At 41.5% G+C, this 16,429-nt stretch carries 14 protein-coding genes; 7 read left to right on the forward strand and 7 right to left on the reverse strand.

Translation table 11 applies throughout. The annotated features are described in order from the left end of the window. Window positions 1-15: 15 nt before the first annotated feature. The 3 genes from mfd to UR08_RS09250 all read right to left on the reverse strand — a co-directional run bounded on the left by mfd (window position 16) and on the right by UR08_RS09250 (window position 5,023). Entirely contained in the window at window positions 16-3,558 is a 3,543-nt protein-coding gene (gene mfd / locus UR08_RS09240; protein WP_115753360.1) for a transcription-repair coupling factor, read from the reverse strand. A 110-nt stretch (window positions 3,559-3,668) separates the two neighbouring features. Beyond that, a complete protein-coding gene (gene pth / locus UR08_RS09245; protein ID WP_115753361.1) occupies window positions 3,669-4,223 on the reverse strand; it encodes an aminoacyl-tRNA hydrolase in 555 nt (184 codons plus the stop codon). Window positions 4,224-4,396: 173 nt separating this feature from the next. Next, on the reverse strand, window positions 4,397-5,023 hold the full coding sequence (locus UR08_RS09250; RefSeq protein ID WP_115753362.1) for a 50S ribosomal protein L25/general stress protein Ctc: 627 nt from the start codon (window positions 5,021-5,023) through the stop codon (window positions 4,397-4,399). A gap of 335 nt (window positions 5,024-5,358) precedes the next feature. Between UR08_RS09250 and UR08_RS09255 the strand changes: the two genes are divergently transcribed. Continuing rightward, window positions 5,359-6,297 (forward strand): L-lactate dehydrogenase, encoded by a 939-nt coding sequence (locus tag UR08_RS09255; protein WP_115753771.1) that lies wholly within the window; start codon window positions 5,359-5,361, stop codon window positions 6,295-6,297. A gap of 55 nt (window positions 6,298-6,352) precedes the next feature. Here UR08_RS09255 and UR08_RS09260 read toward each other — a convergent pair whose 3' ends face one another. The 4 genes from UR08_RS09260 to UR08_RS09275 all read right to left on the reverse strand — a co-directional run bounded on the left by UR08_RS09260 (window position 6,353) and on the right by UR08_RS09275 (window position 9,658). Beyond that, complete coding sequence (locus UR08_RS09260) at window positions 6,353-6,730, reverse strand: DUF956 family protein (RefSeq protein WP_115753363.1); 378 nt, start codon at window positions 6,728-6,730, stop codon at window positions 6,353-6,355. Window positions 6,731-6,883: 153 nt separating this feature from the next. Beyond that, a complete protein-coding gene (locus UR08_RS09265) occupies window positions 6,884-7,798 on the reverse strand; it encodes a PTS system mannose/fructose/sorbose family transporter subunit IID (protein WP_115753364.1) in 915 nt (304 codons plus the stop codon). Window positions 7,799-7,822: 24 nt separating this feature from the next. Continuing rightward, the gene (locus tag UR08_RS09270) at window positions 7,823-8,632 is read right to left on the reverse strand and encodes a PTS mannose/fructose/sorbose transporter subunit IIC (protein ID WP_115753365.1); all 810 of its coding nucleotides are present in this window, start codon (window positions 8,630-8,632) and stop codon (window positions 7,823-7,825) included. Window positions 8,633-8,665: 33 nt separating this feature from the next. Further along, a complete protein-coding gene (locus UR08_RS09275) occupies window positions 8,666-9,658 on the reverse strand; it encodes a mannose/fructose/sorbose PTS transporter subunit IIA (protein ID WP_115753366.1) in 993 nt (330 codons plus the stop codon). 569 nt (window positions 9,659-10,227) lie between these two features. Here UR08_RS09275 and ptcA point away from each other — a divergent pair. From ptcA to UR08_RS09305, 6 genes are all read left to right on the forward strand, one after another. Continuing rightward, the gene (ptcA, locus tag UR08_RS09280) at window positions 10,228-11,250 is read left to right on the forward strand and encodes a putrescine carbamoyltransferase (protein ID WP_115753367.1); all 1,023 of its coding nucleotides are present in this window, start codon (window positions 10,228-10,230) and stop codon (window positions 11,248-11,250) included. A gap of 67 nt (window positions 11,251-11,317) precedes the next feature. Further along, window positions 11,318-12,694, forward strand: a complete 1,377-nt coding sequence (locus UR08_RS09285; protein ID WP_115753368.1) for an APC family permease — start codon at window positions 11,318-11,320, stop codon at window positions 12,692-12,694. After that, window positions 12,691-13,785, forward strand: coding sequence for an agmatine deiminase (gene aguA / locus UR08_RS09290; RefSeq protein WP_115753369.1), 1,095 nt, complete (start codon window positions 12,691-12,693; stop codon window positions 13,783-13,785). The genes UR08_RS09285 and aguA overlap by 4 nt, the downstream gene beginning before the upstream one ends. A 16-nt stretch (window positions 13,786-13,801) precedes the next feature. After that, window positions 13,802-14,746, forward strand: a complete 945-nt coding sequence (arcC, locus tag UR08_RS09295; RefSeq protein WP_115753370.1) for a carbamate kinase — start codon at window positions 13,802-13,804, stop codon at window positions 14,744-14,746. Window positions 14,747-14,885: 139 nt separating this feature from the next. Beyond that, the gene (locus UR08_RS09300; RefSeq protein WP_115753371.1) at window positions 14,886-15,698 is read left to right on the forward strand and encodes a MurR/RpiR family transcriptional regulator; all 813 of its coding nucleotides are present in this window, start codon (window positions 14,886-14,888) and stop codon (window positions 15,696-15,698) included. A gap of 46 nt (window positions 15,699-15,744) precedes the next feature. Next, window positions 15,745-16,065 carry a putative heavy metal-binding protein gene (locus UR08_RS09305; protein ID WP_115753372.1) on the forward strand — a complete coding sequence of 107 codons (321 nt, stop codon included), beginning with the start codon at window positions 15,745-15,747 and terminating at the stop codon, window positions 16,063-16,065. The last annotated feature ends 364 nt before the right edge of the window (window positions 16,066-16,429 follow it).

A 16,429-nucleotide genomic window follows, 5' to 3' on the forward strand; every position in this document is an offset into this window, starting at 1 on the left:
TTTCCTTACCTAGTTCTAGGCTTTGTCAGCGGATTCTTCTTCTTTTACAGCATTTCCAAGTTTTTTAAGCAGTTCTTTAGTAGTGAAAAGCCATTCTTGTAAGGCTTTATTTTGGATGTTCATCGTGAGTTTTAGCGCCGCACCGTCCATTCCAACACCAATAGCGCGTCCAAACTCACCTACTACTTCCATCACAACGTCTCCGCGAACTCGCTTCGTTCCTTCATCTGAGTACATCAAGATGATTTTCTTGCCTTCTTCTTTTATAACTTCGATTCCATCTAGCAGTGCAAGAATCCGAAGTTCCGTCACACCAAACAAATACTCCACTTCTTCTGGATACTCACCGAAGCGGTCAATCATATCACTCCGAAGCGTCTCGAGTTCTTCTTCACTTGTCACATTGCGGAATCGTTTATACATTTCAATTTTTTGGCGACTATCCGTGATGTAGTATTCAGGAATGTAAGCATCAACTTGGATGTCAATTTCAACGGGAGCCACTTCTTCTTTTTCTTCTGATGGCATTCTTTCTTCAATAGCATCTTTCAGCATTTGCGAATAAAGATCGAAGCCGACAGAATCAATAAAGCCATGTTGCTGAGCCCCAAGGATATTCCCCGCCCCGCGAATAGACAAGTCACGCATTGCAATTTTAAATCCAGAACCAAGCTCTGTAAATTCTTTAATTGCTTGAAGTCGTTTTTCTGCCTCTTCTCGCAAAACTTTATCTTTTTTATACATGAAATAAGCATAAGCAATTCGGTTCCAACGCCCAACACGGCCGCGCAATTGATACAGCTGCGATAACCCCATTCGGTCAGCATCCTGTACAAAAAGGGTATTCACGTTTGGAATATCCACGCCGGTTTCGATGATCGTCGTTGTAACGAGCACGTCATATTCGCCTTCAAGGAAACTTAAAATAACGGATTCTAGTTCGGATTCTGTCATTTGCCCATGAGCAACGCCAACACGTGCATCTGGAACAAGCGCACTGATTTCATCTGCTTTTTTCAAAATCGTTTCGACGCGATTATAAAGATAATAAACTTGCCCGTCACGCGCCAGTTCACGTTCAATCGCTTCGCGTACTAAAACGTTATTTTGCTCAGTCACATAAGTTTGAACGGGGAAACGATTGGCAGGTGGTGTTTCGATCACCGATAAATCGCGCACGCCAATCATCGACATATGAAGTGTTCGTGGAATTGGCGTTGCTGTCAAAGTAAGCACATCAATCTTAGATCTAATTTGCTTGATTTTTTCTTTATGGGTTACACCAAAACGTTGCTCCTCATCGACAACAAGAAAGCCTAAATCCCGGTACTTAACATCTTTTGAAAGCAAGCGGTGCGTCCCAACAACAATATCAATTGTCCCACTTGCAAGGCCTTTTATGGTTTCATTTTGTTCTTTTCGCGTTCTGAAACGGCTAAGCAAACCAACGTTGATCGGGAAACCTTGAAAACGTTCTTTCATCGTTTCATAATGTTGCTGGGCAAGAATCGTCGTCGGGACTAGGAAAGCAACTTGTTTCCCGTCCATCATTGCTTTAAAAGCAGCCCGAAGCGCTACTTCCGTTTTCCCATAACCTACGTCCCCAACAAGCAATCGGTCCATTGGGCGAATTCGTTCCATATCCTTTTTGATTTCTTTGATCGACCGAAGTTGGTCATCCGTTTCTTGATACGGGAAGGAATCTTCAAACTCCCGTTGCATATCACTATCCGGGCTAAAGGCAAATCCTTGTTCAGCTTCACGCTCCGCATATAACTTGATCAAATCATCCGCAATGTCCTGCACGGATGCTTTTACTTTCGTCTTCACGCGTTTCCATTCGCTTCCGCCGAGTTTATTGAGTTTCGGCGCTTTTCCTTCTGCCCCAACATACTTTTGCACAAGGTCAAGTTGTTCGACTGGAATAAACAGTTTATCTTCCCCTTGATAAACAAGTAGCAGATAATCTTTGTGTACGCCGCTGATTTCAAGCGTTTCCATCCCAACGTAACGCGCAATCCCGTGGTTAACGTGAACGACATAGTCGCCCACTTTAAGTTCTGAATAACTTTGGATTCGTTCTGCATTCGAAAGTTTTTGGCGTTTTTTCGCCTTTTTCACTTGCTTATTAAACAATTCTGTTTCGCTAATGATCGCAACTTTTGAAAGTGGCAATTCAAAGCCATTTTGGAAACTACCAATCACAAATTGGATGACCCCATATTTCGGGACATCTTCCTCGCGTTTTAACACAACGCTTTCCATATCATAATCCGCAAGCGTCTGTTGCATTTTTTCCGCACGCTCGAGCGTTGGCGCAAGAATCACAACTGCATAATTATTTTTGTGCCAGCTCGCCACTTCGGTTTGCAGCACCGACATTTGCCCGTGAAACTGCTGCATTTGTTTATAAACAAAGTTGGTCGTCTTGGAAACTCGGAGACTCCCTTGAGTTTTCTGGAACAAAGTTAAATAAATTTTCGGCGAACGATTTTCTTCCATTAAGTCATGAAAGTGGTGCCCGAGCTTCACGTCACGAACAGTTTCTAACCGACTAAGTGTTTCCGTCTGCCACTCCGCTTCTTCTCGCTCTAAACCCTCGTCTGTTTCTTGGATACGCGCAAATTCATCTAAAACGAGCACCGCGTTTTCTGCAGCATAATCAAATAGCGACGCCGGATCTGGATAAGCTAAACCAATATATTTAAAAAACAAATCTGGCTTGATGCCAGAACGTAACAATTCAAGATCCGTTTCAATATTATTTACAAGCGATTCTTTGTCTTCAGGATTTTTCATGTTGACCAGTGTATCCGAAAGCCCTTTTTCCAATCGTTTTACAATATCTGGGAAATAAGCGGCTTCAAGCAAAATTTCCGTTGCAGGTAAAATTTGGAACTCTTCAATTTTATTTTGCGAACGTTGCGTTTCCACATCAAAATAACGCAATGAATCGATTTCTGTATCAAACAATTCAATTCGAATCGGGTATTCCTCTGTAATCGGGTAAACATCAATGATTCCACCACGGACGCTAAACTCTCCAGGTGTATTGACCATGCCACTCATAGAATATCCCATTGTCACAAGGCTTTCTTTCAGCTGCTCTGGCTCAATTTCTTCTCCTTGAACTAAACGAAGGTTATATTTTTCCCAAAGCGAAACGGGCGGAAGTAACTTTCTCAGTCCAGAAACGGGCACAACCACAATTCCAGGTCGCTTCGAAAGCAAGAAATTAAGTGCTTCAACACGTTGCCCGCGGAGCTCTGGACTAGAAACGCTTAGCTCCGAAGAAATGAGTTCATCGGCTGGATATAAAAATAAACGATCGCTATCCATCAACGATAAAAGATCGTCATATAACTTTTGTGCATGGTATAAATTATGTGTAATCAAAAGTACCGGTCGTTTCGTCGCATTCTCGATGACACTTGCAAAAAGCGCACGTGCTGACCCTGAAAGTCCCGTAACAAGCTGAGATTCTTTTTTATTTGCAACCGCGCTCACAATGTCGCGGATTTCTTTTTGGTCGTAGATTAGCTGTTTCAAGCCCTTCAAAACGATCCTCTCCTTCAATCCAATCTGGCTTCTTTTTCTGAAAATTCCTTCTTTGTGAAACGAGTAAGGCAGCATGCTAATTGGGCGTTCAGAAACCCGGCTAAGCATGCTTAATTATAACGATTCATAACATCAATAAATGGCAATTTCACAGCATCTTCAATCGCATCCGCACTTTTTTTAATCGCAGCAATAATTTCTGGCTGTTCAGCTTTGCTAAAGTCTCCTAATACATAGTGAATGATTTCACCGTGCTCTGGGCGATCAATCCCCACGCGTATACGGTCAAACGTTTGCGACTTCAAATGAGCAATCAGCGAACGCATGCCGTTGTGCCCACCTGCACTTCCTTTTTGCCGCAATCTGATTTTACCAATTGGTAAATCTAGATCATCATAAACAACAATCAAATCTTCTACTGCGATATTATAATAATCCATAAGTGGGCGTACGCATTCTCCAGATGCGTTCATAAAAGTTAACGGTTTCACAAGCATAACTTTCTCTCCATTAATAATCGGAGTGCTGATCATTCCGTTAAACTTTGTGCTTTTCCACGGTGTTTGAAAGCGAAAGCTCAGTTCATCTACCACCATAAAGCCCGCATTATGCCTTGTTCGTTCATATTTCTTCCCGGGATTACCGAGCCCTACAACCATCTTCATTATTATTCTCCCCGCTCAATAAAACCACTTCATTTCGCGAACTGGTTTTCACTCTGTAATGATTATTTGTTTGATTATAACATGATTCTAGTCGTTTTTAAAGTTTCCGCCATTTCGCAAAAAAAGCGTGATGCCTTATGGCATCACGCTTTCACGTTTGTTTTTTGGTAATATTATTCAACTGGTTCTTCAGCGGTTCCATGAGCAGCCTCTGGTTCAGGAGCAGCAGTGTCTGCCTCTGCTTCTTCTTCAACACGTGGTGCTGCAATCGTCAGAATAGCTTCTTCACCATCTGTCATCACTTCATAGTTAGGATTAGCTTGAAGATCACTAACGGCAAGTGAATCACCAATTTCAAGTTTTGAAATGTCGACTTCAATCGATTCTGGAAGTTTATCTGGAGTCGCTTTCACATTTACTTCATATAGAATTTGCTGCAATACGCCGCCAGCTTTTACGCCAACAGATTCACCAACGAGGTCAACTCGAACCTCAGCTTCTACTTCTTCGCTCATATTAACAGCAAGGAAATCAACGTGAATAACTTCATCTTTAATAGGATCTTTTTGATATTCATGTAGCAGCACATTAAATTTTGAGCCGCCAACATTTACAGCGAATACTGCGTTCTTTCCGTGCTCACGTACCGCTTTGATTAATTCAAGTCCATCAACCGAAACAGGAACGTTTTCAGTTTTATAACCATAAATAATCGCTGGGATACGTCCAGATTCACGTACTTCTGTCACTTGTGAATGCGGTTTCGTATCTCTTTTTTGAACTTCTAATGTCGTTGCCATAAAAAATCCACTCCACTCATTCAATTTGTATTCTTTAACAACTAAAGTTTACCCCACTTGTTTGTTTTTAAACAAAATGTTTATCTTCCCATAATTAATGGTAAACAAAAACTAGTGTGAAACTTTGTTATTACGCTTCTATTGTATCGCAATTTTTCGAGCTCTCAAAATTTTTCGCATCATTATTTGGAATGAAAAGGATTACAAACTGTATTATAGCGCTTACAAAAATTCATTAGTACAAATTTCCAAATTAAGGACGTTCATAGTTTCACAAACTGTAATAAAGTGTTATACTGTGTTAGTAAAAAGTTTTCTAAGGAGGAAGTTGTATGATTAAAGACCACCAAAAAATTATTTTGATTGGTGATGGCGCTGTAGGTTCTAGTTATGCATTTGCATGCGTTAACCTTGGAATCGGACAAGAATTTGGTATCATCGACATCGATAAAGATAGAACGATAGGAGACGCTATCGACCTTAGCCACGCTGTCCCATTCTCTACACCGAAGAAAATCTATTCCGCTAATTATAGCGATTGCGGCGATGCCGATCTAATTGTTATCACAGCTGGTACTGCGCAAAAACCTGGTGAAACTCGTCTTGACCTAGTAAACCGCAATATCAAAATCATGAAGGGAATTATTGATGAAGTCATGGCAAGCGGCTTTGATGGCATCTTCTTAATCGCTTCAAACCCAGTTGATATTTTAACTTACGCAACTTGGAAATTCTCTGGACTTCCAAAAGAACGCGTTATTGGTTCTGGAACAAGTTTAGATACAGCTCGTTTCCGTTCTTCGATTGCTGATTATGTTAAAGTCGATGCAAGAAACGTGCACGGATACATTCTTGGTGAACATGGGGACACTGAATTCCCAGCTTGGAGCCATACAACCGTTGGTGGACTTCCAATCTCCGAATGGATTAAAGAAGACGAACAAGGCGCTATGGATACGATTTTCGAAAGTGTTCGTGATGCCGCCTATGAAATCATTAATAAGAAAGGCGCTACATTCTACGGAATCGCTGCTGCACTTGCACGTATCACACAAGCTATTTTAAACAACGAAAATGCGATCTTGCCTCTTTCTGTTTACCTAGATGGTCATTATAACTTAAACGATATCTACATCGGTGCTCCAGCAGTTGTTAACCGTCGCGGCGTGCGCCACATTGTGGAAATGAAATTAACCGAAGAAGAACAAGCGAAAATGAAAGCTTCTGCAGATACACTGAAAAAAGTGCTTGATGACGCAATGAAAGAAGTTTGAGTTTTACCCACAAAAAAACAGGCCAAAAATTTTGGTCTGTTTTTTTTGTGCTTTTTTATTTTTTCTTCTTAAATTTAGACCGAAAAGCTCGTTTAATGACATCAAAAAAGCTTTGCGAAGGGACCATATTAGCCGGATCAACATATACTCGAATCGCACGAAGTACTAGTTTTGGTTTCTTAGCTGAAAACGTATATGTTCCATTACGCTTTGTTTTAATCGCAAAGCGTGGAATCCATCTCCCTTTCAGCATCACTGAAACGATAACTTGGTCCACTTCTTCCCAAGGAATTTGAATGAATTTACGTACATCTCGCGAATTGAAAAATTCAAATCCTTTGTCACCAATCATGATTTTCCCGTAATCTGTCAGTCCGGTAAATGCAGTGGCATCCTCCGTTAGGTCGACTTTCGTATTGATCGATTGAACCAATTAGCCTCGCTCCATTTCTCATTACTTATTTCATTTCATTATACGTTTCTTTTTTCAAGAAGCCAATAAAAAAGCGGCTGATGCAACGAATCACCAACCGCTCAAAGCGAGCTTCTATATTTCTCAAGCAGAACAAACCTGCCAAAAAGTTTCTTATAGAAGTCCGATTACGTGTCCTAGGATACCGACAACGAATAGACCGAGGATAATGATGATCGGGCTGACTTTCTTTCTAAGCAACCACATACATAAGAATGTAAGAAGTAGCGGAACAAGTCCAGGAATCAAATTATCCAAGTTATCTTGTAAAGTCGTAACCTTGACTTTCGTAAGCGATAAACCAGCATCTTGCTGTTCGAGGGCTTTTTGAATTCCCGCAGCACCTTTTGGAAGTTTGTCCCAATCAATATACGCACCATCATCTAATTTAACTTTAGAGACAACTGGCATAAATTTGATTGAAACCCACCTCTCAACAAGTCCGGCGAGCACGAACATACCGAGTATCGATGCACCTTTTGTGATATTTTGCAGCAAACCACCAGAAAGGTCTTCCGTAATTTTAGAACCAGCTTTATAAGCAAATTCTTGCGTATACCACATGAAGCCCCAACGGATAATGTTCCATGCAACGAAGAAAATGATTGGTCCGAGGATGTTTCCACTCATAGCAAGCGAAGCTCCTAGCGCACCAAGCATCGGACGAACCGTAAACCAGAATACAGGGTCACCAACACCAGCAAGTGGCCCCATCATACCAACTTTAACCCCTTGGATTGCTACATCATCAACTGGAGCACCTTTTGCACGATCTTCTTCCAGTGCTAGCGTTACCCCAAGAATAGGAGAAGCAATGTATGGGTGAGTATTAAAGAACTCAAGGTGACGTTTTAACGCCGCAGAACGATCTTCTTTTGATTTATATAATTTTTTGATTGCTGGAATCATCGAGAATGCCCAGCCGCCATTTTGCATACGTTCATAGTTCCAAGATCCTTGGATAAACGTTGAACGCCAAGCGACTTTCAGGCGATCTCGTTTCGTTAATTCAATTTTTTCTTCTGCCATTTTCTTTTCCTCCTTTTTTCCAGATTAATAATCGTTTAGTATGTCGCCGAGCGGATCATTGGAACTGCTTCCGCCGCCTCCGCCGCCATTTGAGCTGCCACCCATTTTGGAAAGTTGTAGATAAATGAGTGCAAGTGCGACACCGATTGCTCCTAGCGCGATAAGTGTAAGTTCAGAAATTGCTGCAAGTACGAAACCAAGGATGAAGAATGGCCAAACTTCTTTTGTTGCCATCATGTTAATAACAAGTGCATAACCAACGGCTACGACCATGCCCCCACCAATTGCCATACCATCTGTTAACCAAGCTGGCATAGATTCTAGGAACGATTGTACAGTATGTGCTGGAATGAAAAGAAGTGCTGCAGCAGGAATCGCGATACGCAAACCTTGCATACACACAGCTCCAACGTGAAGCCATTCAATTCTACGAATATTCCCTTTCTCCGCTGCACCGTCCATCAAGTGAACAATCGGAACAGCTAACGTACGAACGATCATTGTTAAGAAAAGACCTGCTACTGCAAGTGGAATCGCAATAGCGATCGCAGAAGGGATCCCGCTAACACCTTGTCCGCCTAATACTAAAATAATTGCTGACGCAACGGACGCAAGTGCCGCATCGGGAGCCACAGCCGCTCCAATGTTTGCCCAACCAAGCGCGATCATTTGAAGAGTTCCCCCAAGAATGATTCCCGCTGTTAAGTTACCAGTTACTAAACCGATTAACGTACATGCCACAAGCGGTTGATGGAATTGAAATTCATCCAAAATCCCTTCGATCCCCGCAAGAAAGGCAACAACTATTACTAAAATCATTGATATTATAGTCATAATTGACCTCCTACTTTTTTATTTGCGTTACTTCTATTGTTTTTTCAATTCTGTTTCTGCTTTTTGCAAAAGCTCATCAATATTTCCACGTGAATCATTCGGAACTTTACGCACATCGAATTTCACACCTTTTTCTTTCAGTTTCTTGAAAGCTTCGACGTCTTCTTGTCCCATTGAAAGAACTTTACTTACAACGACTTTCCCTACGGAGTGTGCAAGCGAGCCAACGTTCACTTCTTCAATGTCAACGCCACCTTCGACAACACGCAACACATCTTCTGGATTTTCAAACAACAAGAGCGCTTTTGTGTTTCCAAAACGTGGGTCTTTCGCGATTTCGATCATTTTACTAATTGGAATAACATTTGCTTTAACACCCGGAGGCGCAGCTTGTTCAATTAGTTTTTTACGAAGATCATCTTTTGAAACTGCATCTGATACAACGATGATTCGGTTTGGAAGTGTTGATTTTGTCCAAGCCGTTGCAACTTGACCATGAAGCAAACGAGAGTCAATCCGCGCTAAAACGAATTTGATTTTTCCGTCGCCAACAACTGTTCCAGGCGCAAGCGCTTCTTTTGGTTGTGCATCAGCCGAAGCTTCTCCTGCCGTTTCTTGTTTCGGTTCAAGTTCTTCCGGTTTGATACGGATACCTTCTTTACCTGTTTCGATAATATGTGCAGCAATTTCTTGCGCTGATTCCATCGTAAAGCGAGAAGCATAAGCTTCGATCAGCATCGGAAGGTTAAGCCCTGCCACGATTGCCCATTTATCTTTGTGGTCTTCAAATAGGTTATTTGCTTGGTTAAATGGAGTACCTCCCCAAAGATCAACTAAGAATAGTACTTCATCTTGATTGTCAAAGCTAGAAATGGCTTCTTCCATTTTCGCTCTAACATCATCTGGGCCTTCATTCGGCATCAAAGTAATGGCTTTAACATTTTCTTGTTCTCCGAAAATCATAGAACCAGATTGTAAGATCCCTGCAGCAAATTCCCCATGGGTCGCGAGGATAATTCCTACCATTTTTTTACCTCCTAAAAAGTTCAATTTATTTTCCTAAACAGGCGAGCTAGTTAGTTTCAGATAGCTTCCTGCTCAGAAGACGGCTCTCCCTTTTTTCACCGCCCCCTTTCAAGTTTTCAAATCCTTCTACTAAAGCTGCGCAATAAAAAGTTTTACCGCTTCCATTTTCACCGCAACTTCGCCTAAATAATATATCGCAAGTTCCGTGCCAACTTAGTGTATTGAAAATAGAATCTTGTTCTATAGCCCTTTTCAAATGCTTTTTTAACAAGAAACTGCTAGTGTATCATAAACCAATACGTTTCTACTTCATAAAATACAGTGTATTATTTTACAAATTAGCATAGCCCCTCACCATTTTCCTGCCCAAATAGAACTTCCCACTTTCAAGAGAGCCAATTTGTTTCTTTGTTACTCAAAATGTAACAGGTTACAATCTTTTTTTCTTCGTTTTTAAAGCTTTAAAAAGCATTTCCAAACAAACAGGCATATACTATGATGTTGCTGTGGCAAAGAAATACTCGAGTATGCCCGTGCGATTCCCAAACTTATTTTTGAGGTGAAAACGAATGATTAAAAAAAGAGACTACATTGATACAAATGATTTTACAAAAGAAGAAGTTGTGTACTTAATTGATTTAGCATTAAAACTAAAAGAAGCGATTAAAAATGGCTATTATCCACCTATTTTACGCAATAAATCGCTTGGCATGATTTTTGAACAATCTTCCACTCGGACTCGTGTTTCCTTTGAAACGGCGATGACCCAACTTGGCGGACATGCTCAATATCTCGCTCCAGGTCAAATCCAACTCGGCGGACACGAAAGCGTCGGCGATACAGCTCGCGTTTTATCTCGTCTTGTTGATATCCTAATGGCACGCGTTGAACGTCACGACACCGTTGTCGCTCTCGCTAAAGATGCCACAATTCCTGTTATTAATGGAATGAGTGATTATAACCACCCAACGCAAGAACTTGGGGATGCGATTACAATGATTGAACATTTGCCTGAAGGTAAACGAATTGAAGACTGCAAAATCGTCTTTGTTGGCGATGCTACACAGGTTTGTGCTTCAACCATGTTTATGGCTACCAAACTTGGTATGGATTTCGTCCAATTTGGGCCAAAAGGTTTCCAACTTAAAGAACACCATCTTGAAATTGGACGCAAAAACTGCGAACTTTCCGGCGGTAGTGTATTAGTCACAGAAGACGCTGATGAAGCGCTTAAAGATGCTGACTTCATTTATACCGATGTGTGGTACGGCCTTTATGAAGCTGAACTTTCTGAAGAAGAAAGAATGAAAGTCTTCTATCCAAAATACCAAGTCAATATGGATCTAGTGAAAAAAGCAGCTCCTCATGTTAAATTCATGCACTGCTTACCAGCAACACGTGGTGAAGAAGTGACTGACGAAGTGCTTGATGCACCATTTTCAATCGTCCTTGACGAAGCAGAAAACCGCTTAACAGCTATGCGTTCACTTCTTGTTTACTTCCTTAAACCTTATTTGAACTACGCTGAAGAAGCAACTTGCACAAAATTCGATGCTGATATCCAAAAACTCCTTAGAAATTACGTTGACTAAGCACAACTAACAAACCATCCGGGAAGAAGAATTTTTCTTCTTCCCATTAAAAGAGGAAGTGGGTTTTTTGAAAAAGAAAAAGTTTCGTTTGTTTGATGCTGTTCTCATGGCTGTCTGCGTGATCTTAGTCGTCGAATCTGCTGCTCCAGCTGCCGCAATTGGCTCCTCCCAATTTTTCTGGTGGATCGCTTTGCTCATTTTGTTCTTCCTCCCTTACGGACTCATCTCCGCTGAGCTAGGAACCACTTACGATGACGAAGGCGGCATCTACGACTGGGTGAAACGGGCATTTGGAAATAGATGGGGCGGCCGCGTTGCATGGCTCTACTGGATCAACTATCCAATCTGGATGGCAAGCCTTGCTGTACTATTCATGGAAGTAGCTACACAAATTTTCAAGTTACACCTTAGCACACCAGTTTCCATCTTGATTCAGTTATTATTCGTTTGGGTCGTTGTGCTCATCAGTTGTTACCCAGTCAGCGATAGCAAATGGATTTTAAACTTAGCAGCTTTTTGTAAAGTATTCATCATGTTAAGCCTTGGCATTCTGGGCGTTTACTTCGCTGTCACAAAAGGACTTGCCAATGACTTCTCTGGAAAGGCGCTCTTACCAAGTTTCGACTTGAATAGTTTGTCTTTCATCTCGATTATCTTATTTAACTTCCTTGGATTCGAAGTTGTCACAACGCTTGCTGGCGACATGGAAAATCCAAAGAAACAAATTCCGCAAGCCATTATCATCGGTGGTATCTTAATTGCATTCTTTTACTTATTTGCAGCATTCGGAATGGGCGCTGCAATCCCAACGTCACAACTATCTACATCAGGCGGCATGATCGACAGCTTCATTATGCTTGTCGGTAAACTCAATCCGTTTGTTATTGTGATTGGGATCATGTTTATGTACACTTTGATTGCTAACTTGATTTCGTGGGCACTTGGCGTCAACTATGTCGCAATGTATGCTGCTAAAAACCACGACTTGCCTCGCGTATTTGGCATCCAAAATAAGAAAAACGAAATGCCGGTCGGCGCAAGTATCTTAAATGGTGTTGTCGCATCAGTGCTCATCATTATTGCACCACTCATTCCAAATGAAAATATTTTCTGGGCATTCTTTGCGCTAAATGTGGTCGCGCTTCTTGCTTCCTACATTATGATGTTCCCAGCTTTCTTAAAACTTCGGAAAATCGATCCAGACAGACCTCGTCCATTCAAAGTATTTGGCGGAAAAGTGCTCTTGCATTTATTTACGTACGTTCCTGTTGTACTTCTTGTGATTACACTGGTCTTTTCAGCTGTACCGCTAAACGGTTCCGCGGCTGAACTAAACGAAAAAATCCCTATTTTAATCGGGGCTGTCGCCGCCTTTATTGTGGGTGAAATTTGTATTCACATGGCAGGTAAACGGAAGGGAAATAGAAAGGATGAAAAAGATTGAAAACTTTAGATAGTTCTCCTAGAAAAGATGGATTCAGAATGCCCGGCGAATTTGAAGCACATCGCGGTTGTTACTTACTTTGGCCCGAACGTCCAGACAACTGGCGCAACGGTGCTAAACCTGCACAAGAAGCATTTACAGCGGTCGCAACGGCAATTGCCAAATTCGAACCTGTAACCGTAGGTGTTTCTTCCACACAATATAGCAACGCTCGTCATATGCTACCTGATTATGTGCGTACTGTTGAAATTGATAATAACGATTCATGGATCCGTGACTGTGGGCCTACTTTTGTGAAAAACGACAAGGAAGAAATCCGCGCCGTGGATTGGACTTTCAACGCTTGGGGCGGACTTGTTGACGGACTTTATTTCCCTTGGGATAAAGACGATCAAGTGGCGCAAAAAGTGGCCGAACTCGAATCTGCCGACCGCTACCGCTTGGAAAACTTCGTCCTTGAAGGCGGCTCCATCCATGTAGATGGTGAAGGCACGCTGATTACAACGGAAGAATGCTTGCTTTCAGAAGGCCGCAACCCTGAGCTTTCAAAAGCACAAATTGAACAAATTTTAAAGGAATATTTGAATCTCGAAAAGATCATTTGGTTGAAACGCGGGATTTATTTGGATGAAACAAATGGCCACGTGGATAACATTTTGAACTATGTTGCACCTGGCGAAGTGGCGCTTGCTTGGACGGATGACACGACGGATCCGCAATATGAAATTTCGAAGGAATGTCTTGATATTTTGGAAAGCGAAACGGATGCAAGGGGTCGCAAATTGAAAGTGCATAAACTTCTTGTTCCGAAGCCTATCTTGATTACGGAAGAAGAAAGTCGCGGCGTTGATGCTGTGGATGGAACTCTTCCACGTGAAGCAGGCGACCGTCTTGCGGCAAGTTATATCAATTATTATGCAGCGAATGGCGGGATTGTTTTCCCACTGTTTGGTGACCCGCATGATGACTTGGCGCGCGAAACGCTTGCAAAACTATATCCAGATCGCGAAGTAGTGGGCGTTCCAGCACGTGAAATCTTACTCGGCGGCGGAAATATCCACTGCATTACTCAACAAGTTCCTAAAGGATGATTGCGAGGGAGTTTTTATGAAAAATAGAAAAGTTGTTGTTGCGCTTGGCGGAAATGCCATTCTTTCGGATGATGCTAGTGCCCATGCGCAACAAAAAGCGTTAGATCAAACGGCAGAGCATCTTGTTCAATTTGTAGCAAATGGAGATGAATTAATTGTTTCCCATGGCAACGGGCCTCAAGTTGGCAACTTGCTCATCCAGCAGCAGGAAAGTGATTCCGTGAAAAACCCAGCTATGCCACTTGATTCTTGTGTTGCAATGACTCAAGGTAGCATTGGTTACTGGTTACAAAATTCACTTGATAACGCCTTTGCTAAGCGTAAAATGATAAAGGAAACTGTGTCGCTTGTTACGCAAGTCATCGTTGATAAAGATGATCCTGCGTTTTCTCGCCCAACAAAACCTATTGGTCCGTTTCTTTCCAAAGAAGAGGCCGATCTCGAGGCGAAAAAAACGGGTGCGGTGTTCGTTGAAGATGCTGGGCGCGGCTATCGCAAGGTCGTTCCATCGCCAAAACCTCTTTATATCAAAGAACATGAAGCGATCAAAAAGTTGGTTGAAAGCGGTGTCGTTACGGTCTCGGCTGGTGGCGGAGGCATTTCTGTTGTCGAAAAAGACGGTGAATTCACCGGCGTTGAAGCGGTCATTGATAAAGATTTTGCCTCCCTGCGTCTTGCCGAAATGGTAGAAGCCGACTTATTTGTCATTCTAACAGGGGTTGATCATGTTTTTGTGAATTTCAATCAACCGAGCCAAGAAAAATTGGAGCAGGTTACTGTTTCTGAACTCGAAAAATGGAAAGCAGAAAAGCAGTTTGCTGAAGGGAGCATGCTTCCTAAAATCGAAGCAGCAATTGAATTTGTCAAAAGCCGTCCCGGAAGTCGCGCTGTTATTACATCACTAGAAAATATCGAGAACTTCCTTACAAATGGATCGGGAACTGTAATTACTGCTGATTGATAAAAGCAAAAGCGAAACTTTGGCTTTCCAAGCTTAAGTTTCGCTTTTTTTGTTGTTTTTTGGGAGTTTATCGAACCGCAAATATATGATACAATTTACGGGAAATCGTTCAATACGTCACATGGAAAGGATGGAATTTATGGACTTTTTTGAAATCGCTAGCAGGTCCATCACTAACTTAACAAGAAATGAACGGATCTTATTCGACTATGTTGTTAAGAACATGAAACGCATCAAAAACCAAAGCATTCGAGAAGTATCTGCGGAATGTTTTGTTTCTACCACTACTTTCCTGCGTTTCGTACGCAAACTCGGATTCACAGGCTACAGTGAATTTACAACTGTTTTAAAATTCACAGAATCCAGAAAACCCGACATTCAATCTCCTCCTTTTGTCGTTAAGCAGAAGGATTACCGCGAAGAATATTTGAAAAATATTATTGAATCGGTTCGAGTCCTAGAGCCTTCCAAATTAGAACAAATCACAACTAAGCTTGAACAAAAACCTCGGATTTATTTTTTTGCCAAAGGTTTAAGCAAACACGCCGCTGAATATGTCAAATATCTCTATACGATGAATGGCTTTCTGGTCGAATTCCCTGAGGATTATCAGTATCGCCAAGCCATTTTACCGCACATCGGCACTGAAGACATGGTTTTTATCTTAACTTATGCTGGACACGACGTTGAGCTTGTTCAAACAGCGCAGCGACTGAAAGCACGTAAAGATTCTCCCCTGCTTATTTCAATTACTTGCGCCGACAACAATATTATCCAGAACATGAGCGACATTAACTTATATATTTTCACTGATGAAATCGAAATCAACAACCTCGATATGACTTCACGAATTTCCACAATTGCAATCATGGAGCTGATTTTATACCAACATATGGAAAACACGAACCAGAAGCTACTTCAATCAAACGATCAAAATGAGATCCACTTTTGACGAACAGTCAAAACCCAAGTACACTTGAAGAAAAGGAGGTTTTCTAATGATTACAACAACATCCCCAAATGTAGAAGGCAAACAAGTCATCGAGTATAAAAAAATTGTATTCGGCGAAGTAATTACGGGCGTTAATTTTATGAAGGACATCGGAGCTGGGTTAAGAAACTTCTTCGGCGGCCGTTCTGAAGGCTATGAACAAGAACTGATCAATGCACGAGAAGAAGCGATCGCAGAAATGGAAGCACGAGCTGCAGATCTTGGTGCAAACGCCATTATCGGCGTTGACATTGATTACGAAGTCCTTGGTTCTGATAATGGTATGCTAATGGTCACAGCTTCTGGCACAGCCGTTGTGGTTGATTAATCTTAAAAGCTCCTCCTTTCCAGTCGCTTAGGAAAGTTGAGGAGTTTTTTATTTATTATGTATGGGATTATTCCATGCAAAAAAATATGATTATGAAGAAGATTAAAAGTACACCACCTTTACAGTTAGCAGCAATACTTGATTACTTTTCTTGTAAGATCGAAATGGCTACTAAATACTCCAAGCAAATCTAAAATAAATACCTAGCACCATTATTATTTTACTGCGCCATAATTTGTATCCCATATCCATTTTTTTAATATAGCTACTAAGAAGCTAATCTTTTACCAAAATCTCTTTTACTAACTCTTGCTTTATACTTTAGTTAGAATCAACTGAGGCACCGCTGTTTTTACTTTAACAA

This window comes from Listeria kieliensis, assembly GCF_003369925.1.
Classification (GTDB): domain Bacteria; phylum Bacillota; class Bacilli; order Lactobacillales; family Listeriaceae; genus Listeria; species Listeria kieliensis_A.